This window comes from Streptomyces sp. NPDC018833, from assembly GCF_044390825.1.
Lineage (GTDB): Bacteria > Actinomycetota > Actinomycetes > Streptomycetales > Streptomycetaceae > Streptomyces.
This window is the reverse complement of record NZ_JBIRZM010000009.1, coordinates 26,903-42,890: the sequence shown is the minus strand read 5'-3', so window position 1 is coordinate 42,890 and position 15,988 is coordinate 26,903. Positions and strand designations below refer to the sequence as shown.

17 protein-coding genes and 1 pseudogene are annotated in these 15,988 nt (G+C 70.9%); 9 read left to right on the top strand and 9 right to left on the bottom strand.

What is annotated here, in order from left to right; genetic code table 11:
• Nucleotides 1–134: 134 nt before the first annotated feature.
• The gene (locus ACH5AF_RS19300) at nt 135–1,010 is read right to left on the bottom strand and encodes a glycosyltransferase family 2 protein (RefSeq protein ID WP_215185315.1); all 876 of its coding nucleotides are present in this window, start codon (nt 1,008–1,010) and stop codon (nt 135–137) included.
• Nucleotides 1,011–1,124: 114 nt separating this feature from the next.
• Complete coding sequence (locus ACH5AF_RS19295; protein ID WP_398902844.1) at nt 1,125–1,706, bottom strand: TIGR03086 family metal-binding protein; 582 nt, start codon at nt 1,704–1,706, stop codon at nt 1,125–1,127.
• A gap of 74 nt (nt 1,707–1,780) precedes the next feature.
• On the opposite strand from ACH5AF_RS19295, the gene ACH5AF_RS19290 reads away from it, so the two are divergent.
• From ACH5AF_RS19290 to ACH5AF_RS19280, 3 genes are all read left to right on the top strand, one after another.
• On the top strand, nt 1,781–2,668 hold the full coding sequence (locus ACH5AF_RS19290; RefSeq protein WP_398902843.1) for a DUF6597 domain-containing transcriptional factor: 888 nt from the start codon (nt 1,781–1,783) through the stop codon (nt 2,666–2,668).
• A gap of 56 nt (nt 2,669–2,724) precedes the next feature.
• On the top strand, nt 2,725–3,282 hold the full coding sequence (locus ACH5AF_RS19285) for a GNAT family N-acetyltransferase (protein ID WP_398902842.1): 558 nt from the start codon (nt 2,725–2,727) through the stop codon (nt 3,280–3,282).
• 88 nt (nt 3,283–3,370) lie between these two features.
• Complete coding sequence (locus ACH5AF_RS19280) at nt 3,371–4,096, top strand: Mut7-C RNAse domain-containing protein (protein WP_398902841.1); 726 nt, start codon at nt 3,371–3,373, stop codon at nt 4,094–4,096.
• On the opposite strand, the gene ACH5AF_RS19275 is transcribed toward ACH5AF_RS19280, so the two are convergent.
• From ACH5AF_RS19275 to ACH5AF_RS19265, 3 genes and pseudogenes are all read right to left on the bottom strand, one after another.
• Nucleotides 4,042–4,275: a hypothetical protein gene (locus ACH5AF_RS19275; RefSeq protein WP_398902840.1), complete on the bottom strand. Its 234-nt coding sequence runs from the start codon at nt 4,273–4,275 to the stop codon at nt 4,042–4,044. The two genes, ACH5AF_RS19280 and ACH5AF_RS19275, sit on opposite strands and share 55 nt — an antisense overlap.
• Nucleotides 4,262–4,351, bottom strand: a pseudogene (locus tag ACH5AF_RS19270) (TetR/AcrR family transcriptional regulator); the annotation flags it as partial. The gene ACH5AF_RS19275 and the pseudogene ACH5AF_RS19270, both read right to left, overlap by 14 nt.
• 115 nt (nt 4,352–4,466) lie before the next feature.
• Nucleotides 4,467–5,000, bottom strand: a complete 534-nt coding sequence (locus tag ACH5AF_RS19265) for a hypothetical protein (protein ID WP_398902839.1) — start codon at nt 4,998–5,000, stop codon at nt 4,467–4,469.
• Between the two features lie 207 nt (nt 5,001–5,207).
• Here ACH5AF_RS19265 and ACH5AF_RS19260 point away from each other — a divergent pair, with 207 nt between their 5' ends.
• Together ACH5AF_RS19260 and ACH5AF_RS19255 are read left to right on the top strand one after the other, a co-directional pair.
• Nucleotides 5,208–5,972 carry an SDR family NAD(P)-dependent oxidoreductase gene (locus ACH5AF_RS19260; RefSeq protein ID WP_398902838.1) on the top strand — a complete coding sequence of 255 codons (765 nt, stop codon included), beginning with the start codon at nt 5,208–5,210 and terminating at the stop codon, nt 5,970–5,972.
• Complete coding sequence (locus tag ACH5AF_RS19255) at nt 5,972–6,553, top strand: GNAT family N-acetyltransferase (protein WP_398902837.1); 582 nt, start codon at nt 5,972–5,974, stop codon at nt 6,551–6,553. The genes ACH5AF_RS19260 and ACH5AF_RS19255 overlap by 1 nt, the downstream gene beginning before the upstream one ends.
• Here the strand turns inward: ACH5AF_RS19255 and ACH5AF_RS19250 are convergent.
• Nucleotides 6,521–6,643: a hypothetical protein gene (locus ACH5AF_RS19250; protein WP_398902836.1), complete on the bottom strand. Its 123-nt coding sequence runs from the start codon at nt 6,641–6,643 to the stop codon at nt 6,521–6,523. The two genes, ACH5AF_RS19255 and ACH5AF_RS19250, sit on opposite strands and share 33 nt — an antisense overlap.
• 107 nt (nt 6,644–6,750) lie before the next feature.
• Nucleotides 6,751–7,944, bottom strand: a complete 1,194-nt coding sequence (locus tag ACH5AF_RS19245; protein ID WP_398902835.1) for an RtcB family protein — start codon at nt 7,942–7,944, stop codon at nt 6,751–6,753.
• Nucleotides 7,945–8,140: 196 nt separating this feature from the next.
• Here ACH5AF_RS19245 and ACH5AF_RS19240 point away from each other — a divergent pair, with 196 nt between their 5' ends.
• The 3 genes from ACH5AF_RS19240 to ACH5AF_RS19230 all read left to right on the top strand — a co-directional run bounded on the left by ACH5AF_RS19240 (nt 8,141) and on the right by ACH5AF_RS19230 (nt 11,532).
• Nucleotides 8,141–9,079 (top strand): DUF3558 domain-containing protein, encoded by a 939-nt coding sequence (locus tag ACH5AF_RS19240; RefSeq protein WP_398902834.1) that lies wholly within the window; start codon nt 8,141–8,143, stop codon nt 9,077–9,079.
• Nucleotides 9,080–9,248: 169 nt separating this feature from the next.
• Nucleotides 9,249–9,962, top strand: a complete 714-nt coding sequence (locus ACH5AF_RS19235; protein WP_398902833.1) for a DUF3558 domain-containing protein — start codon at nt 9,249–9,251, stop codon at nt 9,960–9,962.
• A 208-nt stretch (nt 9,963–10,170) separates the two neighbouring features.
• On the top strand, nt 10,171–11,532 hold the full coding sequence (locus ACH5AF_RS19230) for a DUF2637 domain-containing protein (protein ID WP_398902831.1): 1,362 nt from the start codon (nt 10,171–10,173) through the stop codon (nt 11,530–11,532).
• Between the two features lie 66 nt (nt 11,533–11,598).
• On the opposite strand, the gene lysS is transcribed toward ACH5AF_RS19230, so the two are convergent.
• Nucleotides 11,599–13,347 (bottom strand): lysine--tRNA ligase, encoded by a 1,749-nt coding sequence (gene lysS / locus ACH5AF_RS19225; protein WP_398902830.1) that lies wholly within the window; start codon nt 13,345–13,347, stop codon nt 11,599–11,601.
• Nucleotides 13,348–13,659: 312 nt separating this feature from the next.
• Between lysS and argS the strand changes: the two genes are divergently transcribed.
• Nucleotides 13,660–15,453, top strand: coding sequence for an arginine--tRNA ligase (gene argS, locus ACH5AF_RS19220; protein WP_398902829.1), 1,794 nt, complete (start codon nt 13,660–13,662; stop codon nt 15,451–15,453).
• Nucleotides 15,454–15,576: 123 nt separating this feature from the next.
• On the opposite strand, the gene ACH5AF_RS19215 is transcribed toward argS, so the two are convergent.
• A complete protein-coding gene (locus tag ACH5AF_RS19215; RefSeq protein WP_398902828.1) occupies nt 15,577–15,846 on the bottom strand; it encodes a DUF1876 domain-containing protein in 270 nt (89 codons plus the stop codon).
• Between the last annotated feature and the right edge of the window lie 142 nt (nt 15,847–15,988).

Genomic DNA, 15,988 nt, shown 5'->3' with positions numbered 1-15,988 from the left:
CGCCACGCGGCCTTCGCGCCCGCGCTCCCCGGGAGCCGTCGGGGCCGGTGCGCCCTTGGTCCCCCACGCGCCACGCGGCCTTCGCGCTCTCGGGCGGGTGCGCCCTTGGTCCCCGCGCGGCCCCGATGGCTGGATCAGACGACCGGCGGTCGGCCCAGCCGCGCCATCAGCCACACCGTGCTCCAGCGCATCGGACGGCGCTCGCCGCACGGCGTGCGCACACCCTCGGCGAACCCGCCGAACCAGGCCCGCAGGCCGGGCGCCGAGCGGGTGCGCGCCAGCGTGAGCGCGGTCCACGAGCCGAGGTAGAGCGGCACCAGCAGGGCCGGGAGATTCCGCTTCGCCAGCCAGACGCGGTTGCGGGCGGTCATCCGGTAGTAGACGCCGTGCCGGGTCGGAGGCGTGCGGGGGTGCTGGAGGACCAGCTCGGGGGCGTAGAGGATCTTCCAGCCGTCGTCCAGGGCACGCCAGGCGAGATCCGTCTCCTCGTGCGTGAAGAAGAAGTCGTCCGGCCAGCCGCCGACCCGCTCCAGCATCCGCATCGACAGGGCGTGCCCTCCCCCGAGGAACGTGGTCACCTGCCCGCCGCGCAGCGGATCGGTCCTTCCGATCCGCGGTACGTGCCGACGCTGGGTGAAACCGGTCTCGTCGGCGATACGGAAGCTGACGATCCCGAGCGCGGGATCGGCGTCGTACATCGCGGCGATACGGCTGAAGACGTCCGACTCGATGAGCAGCCCGTCGTCGTCCAGGTCCACGAGGACGTCGACGTCGCCGAACTCGCGCAGCCGCTCCATGGCGACGTTGCGCCCGCCGGACACCCCGAGGTTCTCGGGCAGCTCGACGCCGGTGACGCCGGGCGGCAGGTCGGGCAGCGGAGCGCCGTTGGACACCACGACGACGCGGGTGGCGGGATGGTCCTGAGCGGCCACCGATGCGAGCAGAGCCCCCAGTTCGGCGGGCCGTGAGCCCATCGTCAGTACGGCCACACCCACACGCGCTCGGGACACGTCCACATCTCTCCATCTGTTGCCGGTCGTGACCCGCGAGCTTAACGGTGCCCGTCCGGCAGGTGTACGGAGGTGAGCGTGTTGCGGTCACCCTCGGGGCAGACGCCACCCCGGCTACGGCCGACGCCACCCCGGATCGCGCCCCGTGAGCGCCAGCAGCCGGTCGAAGTCCGACGCACCCGCTCCCCCGTCCGGCAGCGGATACTCGGCACCGAAGACGCCCATCTTCCGGGCGGTCGGTGCCAGTTCGCCGAACGCGGTCTGCACCTCGCGCACGACCACCGGCTCCGGTGCGAACTCCTGCCCCGTGGCCCGCGCCAGGTCCCAGGCGTGCACCGTGAGGTCCCCGAGCGCCATCCTCCCGACGAGGCCCGCCGGCATGTTCATGGCCCCTGTCACGCCCTGGTCGGCGCCCGGCACTGCCCATGCCGCGACAAGGGCCTCGGTCTCGCGGACGAAGTCCTCCCGCCAGTCGCCGTGACCGGCGCGGTCCGGCTCCGCGGAGAAGTCGGTGTCCTTCTTCGCCGCCAGCAGCTGAAAGTTCACGACCACCTGGAAGAGGTGATCGACCAACTGCCGCACGTCGTATTCGGCACACGGCGTCGCGTCGCCCAGCTGGTCGTCGGTGATGCCGCGCACCACCGGAACAGCGCGCTCCGCAGCTGCTCGCAACAGGTCACTGATGGTGATCGCCATACCTCCGACCGTAGGCGTGCACCGCTGCACCCGTCTTGAAGAAACGCGACACGGCCCGCAACTAGGATCACCCCATGGCAGGTCCGCGACGCGACACCCGGGGCATCGTCGAAGCCCGGGAACTGCTCGCCCGCGTCGACTTCCGCCGCCGGGAGCCCGCACCCGAACTGCGCTCCCTCATCGAGCACTACTGGCTCATCGACTGGGATCTGACCGAGCCGTACGCCTCCCATGTCGTGCCGCACCCGTCCGTGAACCTGGTGTTCCAGCGGTACGGCGACGAGGCGCCATGGGCCGAGATCGCGGGCATCGGCCTGGAGCTGTTCACGCAGAAACTCGCCGGCCGGGGACGGGTGTGCGGGGTGCAGTTCCGGCCGGGCGGGTTCCGGCCGTTCGCGCCGAACCGGCCGGTGTCGTACTGGACGGGCCGACGGGTGCCACTGACGCGGGCGATCGCGGATCCGGGGCCCGCACCGGGCGGCGACCAGCAGGAAACGACCGGAGCCCGAGCCGTGACTGCGCCGCCCTGGACGCGGCTCGACGCCGAGATCCGCCACGTCGTCGGACCGGACGACGAGGACGCCCGGGTCGCCGCCCTGGACGCCTTCCTCCTGGGCCTCGCCCCGGCACCGGACCCGCAGGCGGCGCAAGCCGTGGCCCTGGTCGACCGGGTCCGTGGCGACCGCTCGATCCGGCGCGTCGCCGACCTGGCGGCCGCGGAGAGGATGTCGGTGCGCTCGCTGCAACGGCTGTTCGCGGCCTGCGTGGGCGTGGGACCGAAGTGGGTCATCCTGCGCTACCGCATCCACGAGGCGCTGGAGCGTGCCGAGGCGGATACGGCCGTACTCGACTGGTCCGCGCTCGCCACCGAGCTCGGCTACAGCGATCAGGCCCATCTGGCGCGGGACTTCACCGCGACGGTGGGCGTGCCGCCGACCGCGTACGCGCGACCCCGGCGCTGAAGCCCCGAGTGCCGCACCCGCCACCACTGTCGTACCCCGCCCCTACAGTGCACGGCATGGGCATCGACGCAGTGAAGGTACGGATCGAGCCGTGGTCCGAGGACGACTTCGCGCTGCTGCGCGCCGCGAACGCGCCGGAGCTGATGGACCACCTCGGGGGCCCCGAGACCGAGGAACAGCTGGTCGAGCGGCATGAGCGCTATGTGAAGCTGAGCGCCGACCGCACCGGCCGGGGAAGGATGTTCCGCATCCTCGTGGCCGAGGGCGAGGACGCGGGCCGCTCCGCCGGCTCTGTCGGCTTCTGGGAGCAGATCTGGGACGGCGAGCAGATCTACGAGACCGGGTGGGCCGTCCTCCCCGCGTTCCAGGGCCGCGGGATCGCGACCGCCGGGACACTGGCCGTGATCGAGCAGGCGCGCGCCGAGCGCAGACACCGGACCCTGCACGCCTTCCCCTCCGTGGACAACGGCCCGTCGAACGGGGTGTGCCGCAAGGCCGGTTTCACGCTCCTGGGCGTGCGCGAGGTCGAATACCCGCCGGGGAACATGCTGCGTTCCCACGACTGGTGTCTCGATCTCAGAACAAGCCGAGGGAATGAACTCATCCGGCCATGAGCAGGCGTCACCTGGGTGGCGAGGTCCTAGGACGCGCCCCGGCGGAAACTATTGGCTGCCACCCTGCGGCCGGTGACATCCTGGCGCTGTGAACGGACCGGAAATCACCCTCAGTGTCGCCCCTGAGCTGCGGCTCTTCCTTCCGTCGGAGCGCCGCCAGGGCCGCAGTGCCGTCGTCACCGACGGCTCGTCGACACTCGGCCATGTCGTCGAGTCGCTCGGCGTCCCGCTCACGGAGGCAGGCAGGCTGCTGGTCGACGGCCGCCAGGTGCCGGTCTCGCATATTCCCCGGGAGGGCGAACACGTCGAGGTGCACGGCGTCGAAAGGCCTCAGCGGGTCCCGGGCGCACCGCTCCGCTTCCTTCTCGACGTCCACCTCGGCACGCTGGCGCGGCGGCTGCGCCTCCTCGGCGTGGACGCGGCATACGAGAACGAGGACATCGGCGACGCCGCCCTGGCGGCCCTGTCCTCGAAGGAGCGACGGGTGCTGCTCTCCCGCGACCGGGGCCTGCTGCGGCGCCGCGAGATCTGGGCGGGCGCGTACGTCTACAGCGACCGGCCAGACGACCAACTCACCGAGGTACTGGAGCGGTTCGCTCCGGAGCTGGCGCCGTGGACCCGGTGCACCGCGTGCAACGGGCCGCTGACGGACGCCGACAAGGAGTCGGTCCAGGCCCAGCTGGAGCGGGGGACCCAGCGTACCTACGACGTCTTCGCCCGGTGCACCGTGTGCGACCGCGTCTACTGGCGCGGCGCCCATCACGCCCGCCTGGAGGCGATCGTGGCGTCGGCCCTGCGCACGGCGGGGACGTAAGGGACGTAGGGGCGGGGACATAGCTCAGGGACGTAGCGGCGGACCGCCCGGGGCGGACGCGTGCCTACGACGCCGGGGAAGGCCGGCGAAAGGAAGTCGGCGAGGTGGTCGGCGAGGTGGTCGGCGAGGTGGTCGGCGAGGTGGTCGGCGGGGTGGTCGGCGAGGTCAGGGGCGCTCACCCGTCAGATAGCGCTGCACCGTCGGCGCCAACCAGCTCACCACCTCCTCCTTCGTCATCTCGACGGCGGGCGGGAGGCACCCGCCGCCACGACCGCCGCGGTGCCGGACGCACCCGGCCGCGTCATACGGGCGCACTGGGCCACCGGCCGGCGTGGCCCGGCCCGGCGGGGCGGGGCGGGGCGGGGCGGCGTCAGAAGACGTACGGATCCCCTGTGGCCGGCACGATCACCCGGTGCTCGTTGTTGGCCGGGTTCCGGTCGGTGGCTCCCCCGTTCCACACGGTGCGGATCTTCACGACCAGCTCAGGTGGGTCGCCCGCTGTCCGCAGACGCAGGATGGTCGTGCGACCGGCACCGTCCGCCCGCAGCGGTCCCGTCGCGCACAGGACCACCCTTTCGCCGGCCCACAGGCACCGCTCGGGCAGGCGCAGTTCGCCGACCGCCCGCAGTGAGAACTCCAGCTTCACCGTGACGTCGTCGAGGCCGGAGGGCCCGTGGTTCCCGCTCTTCAGGGAGATCTCGAACCGCCCGCCGTGCAGCGAGACATGACCGTGATGGGCCACGTCTGCCTCCGGGGCGACGGCCCCGGAGACCACACCCGCGCCCCCGCCCGCTTCGACGCCGCCGTGGCCCGTGTCCGCAACCGCACGCGCGCCCGCCCCCGAGCCGACCATCAACACGACCGCCGCGGCCCCGGCCGACAGCGCCCTACGCATCGCATACATGGACCGAAGATACCGATTCCTCCGCTTATGCACCTGACCGCCGATCAGCACCCGGCGCGTCCCGCTCCGTACTGCCCGTCCCGCTCCGCACGGCTTGCCTGTCCCGCTGCGCCGGCCGCCCGGGCCTGGTCCACCGGTTCGCCGGGCCCGGTCACAGAACCGACCTATCCTGACCGCAGTTCGATCACACGCGCGAGGAGCCACCACATGACCACAGCCCGGACCCCCGTCGCCGTCGTCACCGGAGCAAGCAGCGGCATCGGCGCGGCCACCGCACGGCAGCTGGCAGCCGCCGGACACCATGTTCTCCTCACCGCCCGCCGCAAGGACCGCATCGAGGCCCTTGCCGCCGAGATCACCGCCGCCGGCCACCAGGCCACCGCCCACGCACTCGACGTCACCGACCGGCCTGCCGTCGACTCCTTCGCCGCGTCCCTTGACCGTTGCGACGTCCTCGTCAACAACGCGGGCGGCGCGCTCGGCGCCGACCCGGTCGCCACCGCCGACCCCGCCGACTGGCGCCGGATGTACGAGGTCAATGTGATCGGCACGCTCAATCTCACCCAGGCGCTCCTCCCCGCGCTCACCGCGAGCGGCGACGGCACCGTGGTCGTCCTGTCCTCCACGGCGGGCCTCGCCACCTACGAGGGCGGCGGCGGTTACGTCGCCGCCAAGCACGGCGCCCATGTGCTCGCCGAGACCCTGCGTCTGGAGATCGTCGGCACCCCCGTCCGGGTCATCGAGATCGCGCCCGGCATGGTCAGGACGGAGGAGTTCGCCACGACCCGCTTCCGGGGCGACACCGAGAAGGCCGCCAAGGTCTACGCCGGCGTGCCCGAACCGCTCACCGCCGACGACGTCGCCGACACCATCACCTGGGCCGTCACCCGCCCGTCCCACGTCAACATCGACCTGCTCGTGGTGCGCCCCCGCGCCCAGGCGTCCAACTTCAAGATCCACAGGGAGCTGTGATGAGCGACCGCATCGCCCTCTCGCGCCTCTGCGCCGCCGATCTTCCGGCCGCTGCCCCCGGCCTCGGCGCCCTGCTCGTCGACGCTGTCGACGACGGCGCGTCCGTCGGCTTCCCCTCCTCGCTCACCGCCGGGGAGGCCGCCGCCTGGTGGACGCACCTGGCACCCGCCCTCACGGAGGGACGGACAGCCGTCTGGGCGGCCCACGACGGCGGCCGGCTCGTCGGCACCGTCCAGCTCAGGTGCGAGACCTCGCCCAACGGGACGCACCGCGCGGAGATAGCCAAGCTGCTCGTCCACCGCGACGCGCGCGGCCGCGGCGTCGCACGCCGGCTGCTCGCCACCGCCGAGGAGTTCGCCCGTTCGTCGGGGCGCACCCTGCTCATGCTCGACACCCAGACGGGCAGCACGGCGGAGCGCCTCTACCGGTCGGCGGGCTGGATTCCCCTCGGCACGGTCCCCGACTACGCCGCCGATCCCTCCGGCGTCCTGCGTTCGACGACGTTCTTCCACAAGTCGCTGCGGTCGGCGCCGACGGCACCGCAGGTCTCAGATCGGGCAGTCGAGCTCACGGGCCCGTAGCCCGGCCTGGAAGCGTGATGTCGCACCCGGCAGCGTCATCACGTCGGCGACCCGCCTGCGGTAGGTGCGCAGCGACATCCCGAGAGCCACGCCGCCGTCTCGTCGGTGTGCCCGTCGCCCAGCATCCGCACGCGAACAGCACGCGGCCCCGGACCGTTCCCGCGTTCCCGGTCCGGGGCTCACGGCGACGGCTCGCCTCAGCCCTTCACACAGATGACCTGCTTCAGCTTCGCCACCACCTCGACCAGGTCCCGCTGCTGGTCGATCACCTTCTCGATCGACTTGTACGCACCCGGGATCTCGTCGACCACCCCGGAGTCCTTGCGGCACTCCACCCCACGGGTCTGCTCCTCCAGGTCCCGCGTCGAGAAGCGCCGCTTCGCCGCGTTACGGCTCATCTTGCGACCCGCGCCGTGGGAGGCGGAGTTGAAGGACGCCTCGTTCCCGAGGCCCCGGACGATGTAGGAGCCGGTGCCCATCGAACCGGGGATGATCCCGTAGTCGCCGGCCCCGGCCCGGATCGCGCCCTTACGGGTGACCAGCAGGTCCATGCCCTCGTAACGCTCCTCCGCCACATAGTTGTGGTGGCAGCTGATCTCCGGCTCGAAGGTGACCCGGGCCTTCCTGAACTCCCTGCGGATCACTTCCTTGAACAGGCCCATCATGATCGCGCGGTTGTACTTCGCGTACTCCTGGGCCCAGTAGAGATCGTTCCGGTACGCCGCCATCTGCGGCGTCTCCGAGACGAAGACGGCAAGGTCGCGGTCGATCAGGCCCTGGTTGTGCGGCAGCTTCTGCGCCTCGCCGATGTGGTACTCGGCCAGCTCCTTGCCGATGTTCCGCGACCCGGAATGCAACGTGAGCCACACCGTACCCAGTTCATCGACCAGAAGCTCGATGTAATGGTTGCCCCCGCCCAGCGTCCCCATCTGCTTCGTCGCCCGTTCCCTACGGAACTTGACCGCGTCGGCCACTCCGTCGAACCGGTCCCAGAAGTCGTCCCAGCCCTCCGCCGGGAAGCCGAACACCCGTGTCGGCTCCAGCATCTCGTCGTGCATGCCCCGGCCCACCGGGATCGCCTGCTCGATCTTCGAGCGCAGTCGGGAAAGGTCACCGGGCAGGTCGTTCGCCGTCAGGGAGGTCCGCACCGCCGACATGCCGCAGCCGATGTCCACGCCTACCGCCGCCGGGCACACCGCGCCGTGCATCGTGATCACCGAGCCGACCGTGGCGCCCTTGCCGTAGTGCACGTCCGGCATCACGGCGAGGCCCTTGATCCAGGGAAGCGTGGCGACGTTCTGCAGCTGGCGCATCGCGACGTCCTCGACCGTCGCGGGGTCGGTCCACATCCGGATGGGAACCCTCGCGCCCGGCATCTCTACATACGACATAACTCCCCAATTCCCCCGAAAAGACATCTAACGCAAATGCCCGGTCAATGACCGCGAACAGCTCAGCGGACCGACATCCGGGGCAGCGCGTGCGATAGACATTGTGTCGTTCGGCCCTCGGCGGTCGACAACCGTTTTTCCCGGGCGCGGCAGCGCGGACCACTCAGCGCTACCCATGGAGAAGGGAGCCAGGCACGTGCAACGGAAGGCGTACGTCCCCGGCGCGGCGGCGCTCCTCGCGGCGCTCGTCACCGGCGTCACCAGCTGCACCAGCGGCGGGGGAACCACTGATTCCGCAACCGACGCCAAGGCCAACGGGGCCCCGGCCTCGGCCGCGCCTCCCGGCCGGTACCGCACGCTGCTGGAGCCCTGCGGCTCCGTCGAGCGAGGCACCCTGAAGGACCTGCTGCCCGGCGTCGTCACGCTGCCCGAGGACCAGCAGCAGCAGGTGCTGCGGGGCACGCCGGCCGTGACGTACGACACCGACCGCCGCGCCGCGTGCAGTTGGAAGGGCCAGTCGCCGGACTCCTCCCACCAGGTGCGGGTGGATTTCGAGCGGGTCGTCTCCTATGACCCCGCCGTCAGCGACGACAACCGCGCTCAGGAGGTGTTCGCGGAGAAGCAGTCCGCGACCTCCGTGCCCGTCGCCCTTCGCCCCGGTGACGGCGGCCCCGAGGGCGAGACCACGGCCTCGCCCTCCACGACCCCGAGCGCCGGGTCGGGCGCGACCCCGGACCTGGAAACCCGCGGCGGGAAGGGTACCGAGGCACCCGGAAAGCCTGAGGACCCGGAGAGCTCCGGACAGCCGTCCGACGACGCGTCCCCCGACGGCTCCCCGGACGGCTCCGCCAACGACCCGGGCGGCAGCCCGTCCGGCAGCGCGTCCACCGCAGGGCTGGAGCCCCGCGTCCTGGAGGGGCTCGGCAACGCCGCCTTCATCGACGACGTGCTCGGCCGTGCCGGGAACACCGCGCAGCGCCGCACCGTGAGCGTGGTGTTCCGCACATCGAACGTGATCGTCACCGTCGTCTACGCCGAGCAGCCGGCGCTGGTGACGGAGGTTCCGGACAGCCAGGAACTGCAGGAAAAGGCCCAGAGCGTGGCCCGCAGGCTGGCCGAGCTCTTCGAGGAGTGACCGGCGCGGCCGGGGCCTCGCACGTCCGGAGCCCGGCCCCACCGCCGCCGCGAGGGCGCGTACCGTGGCCGGGCCGGCCGTGGCGTCCGCGCCCGGCCCGACGGACCTGACGGAACCCAGGACCGACCGAACGAACGACGGACAGACCGAACGACCGACTGAAGGAACCATGCACCGTTCAGCCCAGCGACTCACCCGCATATTCGCCTGCGCAGCCGTTCCGGTGATGCTCGTCGTCGCCGGCTGCTCCTCGGACTCCGACGACAGCAAGCCCGAGGGCTCGTCCGCCGCCGCGACCCCCGAGGCGAAGAAGTCACCGACGGTCGCGCCCGCGAAGTTCACGAAGCTGCCGGACCCGTGCGAGTCGATCGCCCGCAAGACGATCGAGGACCTGGTACCGGCCGCGAAGTCGAAGTCCGGTTCGGCCGGCCGGTCCTCGGACGCCGACAGCCGCGGCAGCTGCTCCTGGAACGGCTTGGACGACAACGGCGTGAAGGGCTCGCAGTACCGCTGGCTGGACGTCTCCTTCCTGCGCTACGACTCCGACGCCACGCTCGCCGTCAGCGGTGAGCAGCGCGCGAAGGACAACTACGCCAAGGAGATCGCCAAGGCGCAGGCCACCGAGGGCGCCAAGGACGTGAAGACCGCCCCGGCGCCCGGCATCGGCAACGAGGCGAGCACGGTCAACTACAAGCTGAGGAACACCGGCGAGGACTTCGTCTACGCCGTCATCGTGGCCCGCACGGAGAACGGCCTGGTCACGCTCACCTACAACGGCACCGGCTACGCCGGGGCGAAGAACCCCTCCTCCGGCGATCTGACGAAGGACGCGCTGAAGGCGGCGAAGGAGGCCGTGGCCTCGGTGGCCACCGCCAACAAGTAGTTCGCCGACAGAACGGACAGTCCACCACAGAACAGGCACTCCACCGACAAGCAGTGGGCCTGTTCACCGACACACCGCTCCCCCACCGGTGTTGACGTATCTGCCGACCACCCTCCGCCCGCCGTCGTAGTGGAGGGCGGAGGCACACGCTCCGGGGCCATGTGCCAGGCTGGGCCCCCGCAGAATGAGGGATGGGGAGGGGAACACCGTGGCCGCGATGCAGCTGACGCGCACGCACCGGGTGCTCATCGTTGTCGTCGTCGCGGGAGCATTGATCATTGCCGCGATCGGTTTCGCGGGATCGTATTCCGCGGTCCGCGAGCTCGCGGAGCAGAAAGGGTTCGGCAACTTCTCGCTCGTCTTCCCCATCGGCATCGACGCCGGCATCTGCGTGCTGCTCGCGCTCGACCTGCTGCTGACGTGGATGCGCATACCGTTCCCGCTGCTGCGCCAGACGGCGTGGCTGCTGACGGCCGCGACGATCGCGTTCAACGGTGCGGCCGCCTGGCCCGACCCCCTCGGCGTCGGTATGCACGCGGTGATCCCGATCCTGTTCGTCGTCTCCGTCGAGGCGGCCCGCCACGCGGTGGGCCGGATCGCGGACATCACGGCGGACAAGCACATGGAAGGCGTGCGGCTCACGCGCTGGCTGCTCTCCCCCGTACCGACGTTCCGGCTGTGGCGGCGGATGAAGCTGTGGGAGCTGCGCAGCTACGAGCAGGTGATCAAGCTGGAGCAGGACCGGCTGATCTATCAGGCCCGTCTGCAGGCACGTTTCGGCCGGGCCTGGCGCCGTAAAGCGCCCGTCGAGGCCCTGATGCCGCTGCGGCTGGCGAAGTACGGCGTTCCGCTGGCGGAGACCGCCCCGGCGGGTCTCGCGGCCGCGGGCATCGAGCCGGCGCTGCTCCCGCCCGCGCCGGTCGCGGAACAGGCGGCGCAGCCCGAGCTGCCGCGCGGCACCGAACAACGCCCGGCCGCCCGGGAGGCCATCGCTCCCGAGCCCCGGCCCGACGCCGAGGCCGCGCAGGACGCACAGGCCCAGGCCGGGGGGCAGGAGCCGCGGCAGGAGCGGGCCGAAGGCCCTGGCGGCCCCTACGAGAGCCCTTGGTTCGCCGCGTCGCAGGCTGCGCAGGACGCCTACCAGGGCACGTACGACCCGACGTTCCTCGAAGGCTTCGAGCCCGTTCCGGTGCCGGTCCCAGTGGGCCCCGGCGACCGTACGCGCCCGCTCGGCACGGGCCCCGGACCGCAGGCGTCCGACGAGCAGCAGCGGTACGCCCAGGGGTACGCGGAACAGCAGTACGCGGAGCAGTACGCGCAGCCCGCTCCCGGGCCCGAGCTCGTCCCCGAGTTCACGCCCGAGGACAAGGAATTCGAGGAGATGGCCTACCCGGCGTACAGGGACTACGTGGACGAGCACCAGGACTATCCGAACTCCCGGACGCTCGACATAGTGCTCGCCGACCGCTACGGCGTCCGCCACCCGAGCAGCGCGACGCTGCTCAAGCGCCTGATGCCGCGCTTCCAGCAGCGTCATCAGACCGAGCTCGAGGCCGAGCACATCGCCTGACAGCCGCCCCGACACGGCAAGGGCCCCCACCCAGCCGGGTGAGGGCCCTTCGCACACCTGGGGGCTTCAGGCCCCGAGCAGCTTGCGCACCCGGTCCGCACCCACGGCGAGGAGCAGCGTGGGCAGGCGCGGACCCGTCTCGCGGCTGACCAGCAGGCGGTACAGCAGCGCGAAGAAGGAACGCTGGGCGACCTTGAGCTCCGGCGTCGGCTTGGCGTCCGGCGTCAGGCCCGCCATCACTTTCGGCACTCCGTAGACGAGCGTGGTGAGCCCGTCCAGGGACCAGTGCGTGTCCAGTCCCTCCAGCAGCAGCCGCAGGGACTCGCGGCTCTGGTCGTCCAGCGAGCCGAGCAGCTCGGTGTCGGGCTCGGAGCGCACGACGGTCCGGGCTTCGGCCGGGACGTGCGTCGAGATCCAGCTCTCGGCACGGTCGAGCCGCGGCCGGACCTCATCGAGGTCCGTGACCGGGTTCGCCGGGTCCAGCTCGCTGAGGATGCGCAGCGTCTGGTCCTCGTGCCCGGCGGTGATGTCGACGACCGAGGCGAGCGTGCGGTAGGGCAGCGGGCGCGGCGTACGCGGCAGGTCACCGGCGGCCGTGCGGGCGGCGCGGGAGTGGGCGGCGGCGTCGGCGGGCAGGACGGTGCCCTCCGCCACCTTGGCCTCCAGCTTGTCCCACTCGTCGTACAGCCGCTGGATCTCCTGGTCGAAGGCGATCTTGAACGACTGGTTGGGCCGGCGGCGGGCGTACAGCCAGCGGAGCAGCTGCGGCTCCATGATCTTCAGCGCGTCGGCCGGGGTGGGCACGCCACCGCGGGACGACGACATCTTCGCCATGCCGGAGATGCCGACGAAGGCGTACATGGGACCGATCGGCTGCTTGCCGTCGAAGATGCCGACGATCTGGCCGCCCACCTGGAAGGACGAGCCTGGCGACGAGTGGTCGACACCGGACGGCTCGAAGATCACGCCCTCGTACGCCCAGCGCATCGGCCAGTCGACCTTCCAGACCAGCTTTCCGCGGTTGAACTCGCTCAGCCGGACCGTCTCCGAGAACCCGCACGCGGTGCAGGTGTAGGTCAGCTCGGTGGTGTCGTCGTCGTACGCAGTGACCGTGGTCAGGTCCTTGTCGCACGAGCCGCAGTACGGCTTGTACGGGAAGTAACCCGCGGAGCCGGTGCCGTCGTCCTCCGCCGCCGCGCCGGAACCCTCGGCGGCCTCCAGCTCGGCCTCGTCGACCGGCTTCTGCGACTTCTTGGCCTGCGCCTCGGCCTGGGCCTTGGGGTCCTTCTTGGTGCGGTACTGGGCGAGGATCGCGTCGATGTCGCCGCGGTGCCTCATCGCGTGCAGGATCTGCTCGCGGTAGGCACCGGCGGTGTACTGCTCGGTCTGGCTGATGCCGTCGTACTCGACACCCAGCTCGGCCAGGGACTCGGTCATCGCCGCCTTGAAGTGCTCCGCCCAGTTCGGGAAGGAGGAGCCCTTCGGCGCGGGGACCGAGGTGAGCGGTCGGCCGATGTGCTCGCTCCAGGACTCGTCCACGCCGTCGATCCCCTTCGGGACCTTGCGGTAGCGGTCGTAGTCGTCCCAGGAGATCAGGTGGCGGACCTCGTACCCGCGGCGCCGGATCTCGTCGGCGACCAGGTGCGGGGTCATGACCTCTCGGAGGTTGCCCAGGTGGATGGGGCCCGACGGGGACAGTCCGGAGGCGACGACGACCGGTTTGCCAGGCGCACGTCGCTCCGACTCGGCGATGACCTCGTCCGCGAAACGGGAGACCCAGTCGGTCTCGGTGCTGCTCTGAGCCACGGTCGGCACGTCCTTGATTCCTAGGGTCGGGTAAACGTCGGGAAACTCGCGTACACCATTCTCCCAGACCGGCAAACCGGATCGCACTGACGATTCGGCGCGGCGCCGTACGGCCGTCCGCGTCCCGCCGCATCGGCGCATCGCTCGCCCCCGCGCACCGGCACATCGGCTCGCCCGCCGCCAAGCCGTCCAGCCGTCCGCGCCACGCCGGTCGGCCGTCCGCGTCCCGGCGCATCGGCTCGCCCGCGTGCCGGCAATTCGGTTGCCGGGCCATGGGACACTTGACCACTGGAACATCCCCCTCGACAGGAACGGAAGCTCATGGCCTCGGTCCCTTCCCTCGCTTCGACCGTGCAGCAGCGCCTCGCGGACGCCCTGGCAGCAGCGCTGCGGAAGACCGAGCTCGCCGACCCTTCCCCTCGCCCTTCGGGCTGGGGAGACCCCATGCTGCGACGAAGCGACCGGGCCGACTTCCAGGCCAACGGCATCCTGGCGCTCGCGAAGAAGCTCAAAGGCAACCCGCGCGAGCTGGCGACCAAGGTCGTCGACGCCATCGCGGCGAACGACGTGCTGAAGGACATCGAGGTCTCCGGCCCCGGCTTCCTGAACGTGACGATCACCGACAAGGCGATCGTCCGGACGCTGGCCGCCCGTGCCGCGGACGACCGGCTCGGTGTGCCGACGGCCGCCGAGCCCGGCACGACGGTGATCGACTACGCCCAGCCGAACGTGGCCAAGGAGATGCACGTCGGCCACCTGCGCTCGGCCGTGATCGGCGACGCGATGGTGCGGATCCTGGAGTTCGCGGGCGAGCGCGTGGTGCGGCGGCACCACATCGGCGACTGGGGCACCCAGTTCGGCATGCTCATCCAGTACCTGATCGAGCACCCGCACGAGCTGGACCACAAGGACGGCACCTCCGGCGAGGAGGCGATGTCCAATCTGAACCGCCTCTACAAGGCCGCCCGTGCCCTCTTCGACTCCGACGAGGAGTTCAAGGCCCGCTCGCGCGACCGCGTGGTGGCGCTCCAGTCGGGCGATGCGGAGACCCTCGCGCTCTGGCAGAAGTTCGTCGACGAGTCGAAGATCTACTTCTACTCGGTCTTCGACAAGCTCGACATGGAGATCCGCGACCCCGACGTCGTCGGCGAGTCCGGCTACAACGACATGCTCGACGAGACCTGCCGCATCCTGGAGGAGTCCGGCGTCGCGGTGCGCTCCGAGGGCGCGCTCTGCGTCTTCTTCGACGATGTGAAGGGCCCCGACGGCAACCCGGTCCCGCTGATCGTCAAGAAGTCCAACGGCGGCTACGGCTACGCGGCCACCGACCTGTCCGCGATCCGCGACCGCGTGCAGAACCTGGACGCCTCCACCCTGCTGTACGTGGTGGACGCCCGCCAGTCCCTGCACTTCAAGATGGTCTTCGAGACCGCGCGCCGGGCGGGCTGGCTGGGCGACAAGGTCCAGGCCGTGCAGCTCGCGTTCGGCACCGTGCTCGGCAAGGACGGCAAGCCGTTCAAGACCCGTGAGGGCGAGACGGTCCGGCTGGTGGACCTCCTCGACGAGGCGATCGACCGGGCGACGGCCGTCGTCGCCGAGAAGCGGGAGAAGGTCGGCCTGACCGACCAGGAGGTCGCCGACAACGGCCGGTACGTGGGCATCGGCGCGGTCAAGTACGCCGACCTGTCGACGTCCGCGGTGCGCGACTACAAGTTCGACCTGGACCAGATGGTCTCGCTCAACGGCGACACCTCGGTCTACCTCCAGTACGCGTACGCCCGTATCCAGTCGATCAAGCGGAACGCGGGGGACCGCCGCCCGGTCGCGCACCCCGAGCTCGAACTGGCTCCGGCCGAGCGGGCTCTGGGCCTGCATCTGGACCAGTTCGGCGAGGTGCTGGCGGAGGTCGCGTCCTCGTACGAGCCGCACAAGCTGGCCGCGTACCTGTACCAGCTGGCCTCGCACCTGACGACGTTCTACGACCAGTGCCAGGTGCTGAGCAACGACAACCCGGTGGAGCTCGTGGAGAACCGCCTCTTGCTCGTCGACCTCACAGGCCGCACGCTGCACCAGGGCATGGCACTGCTGGGCATCCGGACGCCCGAGCGCCTCTGAGCCCTCCTCCGTACCGGGATCCCTTTCCGTACTGGACCGTCGGCCCGGATCGCAGCGAGCGGATGACCCGCTGAGCGGTCCGGGCCGACGGCCCTGCGGTCAGGCCGTCAGGCCGTCAGGCCGTCAGTGGATCGGGTGCGACTTTCTCCCCGACGCCTGGTCGATCTCCGTGTGCGCCTTCTGCAGCAGCTGGGAGGCGAGGTCCATCAGGGCGCGTGCGCCCGCGATCTCCTCGCCGACCAGTAGTTGCGGCTGGTCGGAGTGGTGACGATTCGCGTTTCCGTGGCCCCGGTATTCCGTGCCGTCACCGAGCCTCACCATGGCGGCCGCCCTGGTCCGGTCGCCCTCCTCCCGGAATTCCATCTCGATGTGCCATCCGACGAGTGTCTGCATGGCGGATCACCTCCAGCGGTACCCCTTCCAGGGTGCGCCGCGAGGCCGCAGATCACCACACCACTTGCCCGCCTCGTGCGTATCCGACTGAGTCGACCTCACCGTCGGCACCCCGGCCCAGGCGCGCGACATCGCCGCGTAC

Bases quoted from the DNA above. Each gene is read 5' to 3' on its own strand.
- ACH5AF_RS19295 (WP_398902844.1), bottom strand. From the start codon at position 1,706: ATGGCGATCACCATCAGTGACCTGTTGCGAGCAGCTGCGGAGCGCGCT.
- ACH5AF_RS19290 (WP_398902843.1), top strand. From the start codon at position 1,781: ATGGCAGGTCCGCGACGCGACACCCGGGGCATCGTCGAAGCCCGGGAA.
- ACH5AF_RS19285 (WP_398902842.1), top strand. From the start codon at position 2,725: ATGGGCATCGACGCAGTGAAGGTACGGATCGAGCCGTGGTCCGAGGAC.
- ACH5AF_RS19265 (WP_398902839.1), bottom strand. From the start codon at position 5,000: ATGTATGCGATGCGTAGGGCGCTGTCGGCCGGGGCCGCGGCGGTCGTG.
- ACH5AF_RS19260 (WP_398902838.1), top strand. From the start codon at position 5,208: ATGACCACAGCCCGGACCCCCGTCGCCGTCGTCACCGGAGCAAGCAGC.
- ACH5AF_RS19255 (WP_398902837.1), top strand. From the start codon at position 5,972: ATGAGCGACCGCATCGCCCTCTCGCGCCTCTGCGCCGCCGATCTTCCG.
- ACH5AF_RS19245 (WP_398902835.1), bottom strand. From the start codon at position 7,944: ATGTCGTATGTAGAGATGCCGGGCGCGAGGGTTCCCATCCGGATGTGG.
- ACH5AF_RS19235 (WP_398902833.1), top strand. From the start codon at position 9,249: ATGCACCGTTCAGCCCAGCGACTCACCCGCATATTCGCCTGCGCAGCC.
- argS (WP_398902829.1), top strand. From the start codon at position 13,660: ATGGCCTCGGTCCCTTCCCTCGCTTCGACCGTGCAGCAGCGCCTCGCG.
- ACH5AF_RS19215 (WP_398902828.1), bottom strand. From the start codon at position 15,846: ATGCAGACACTCGTCGGATGGCACATCGAGATGGAATTCCGGGAGGAG.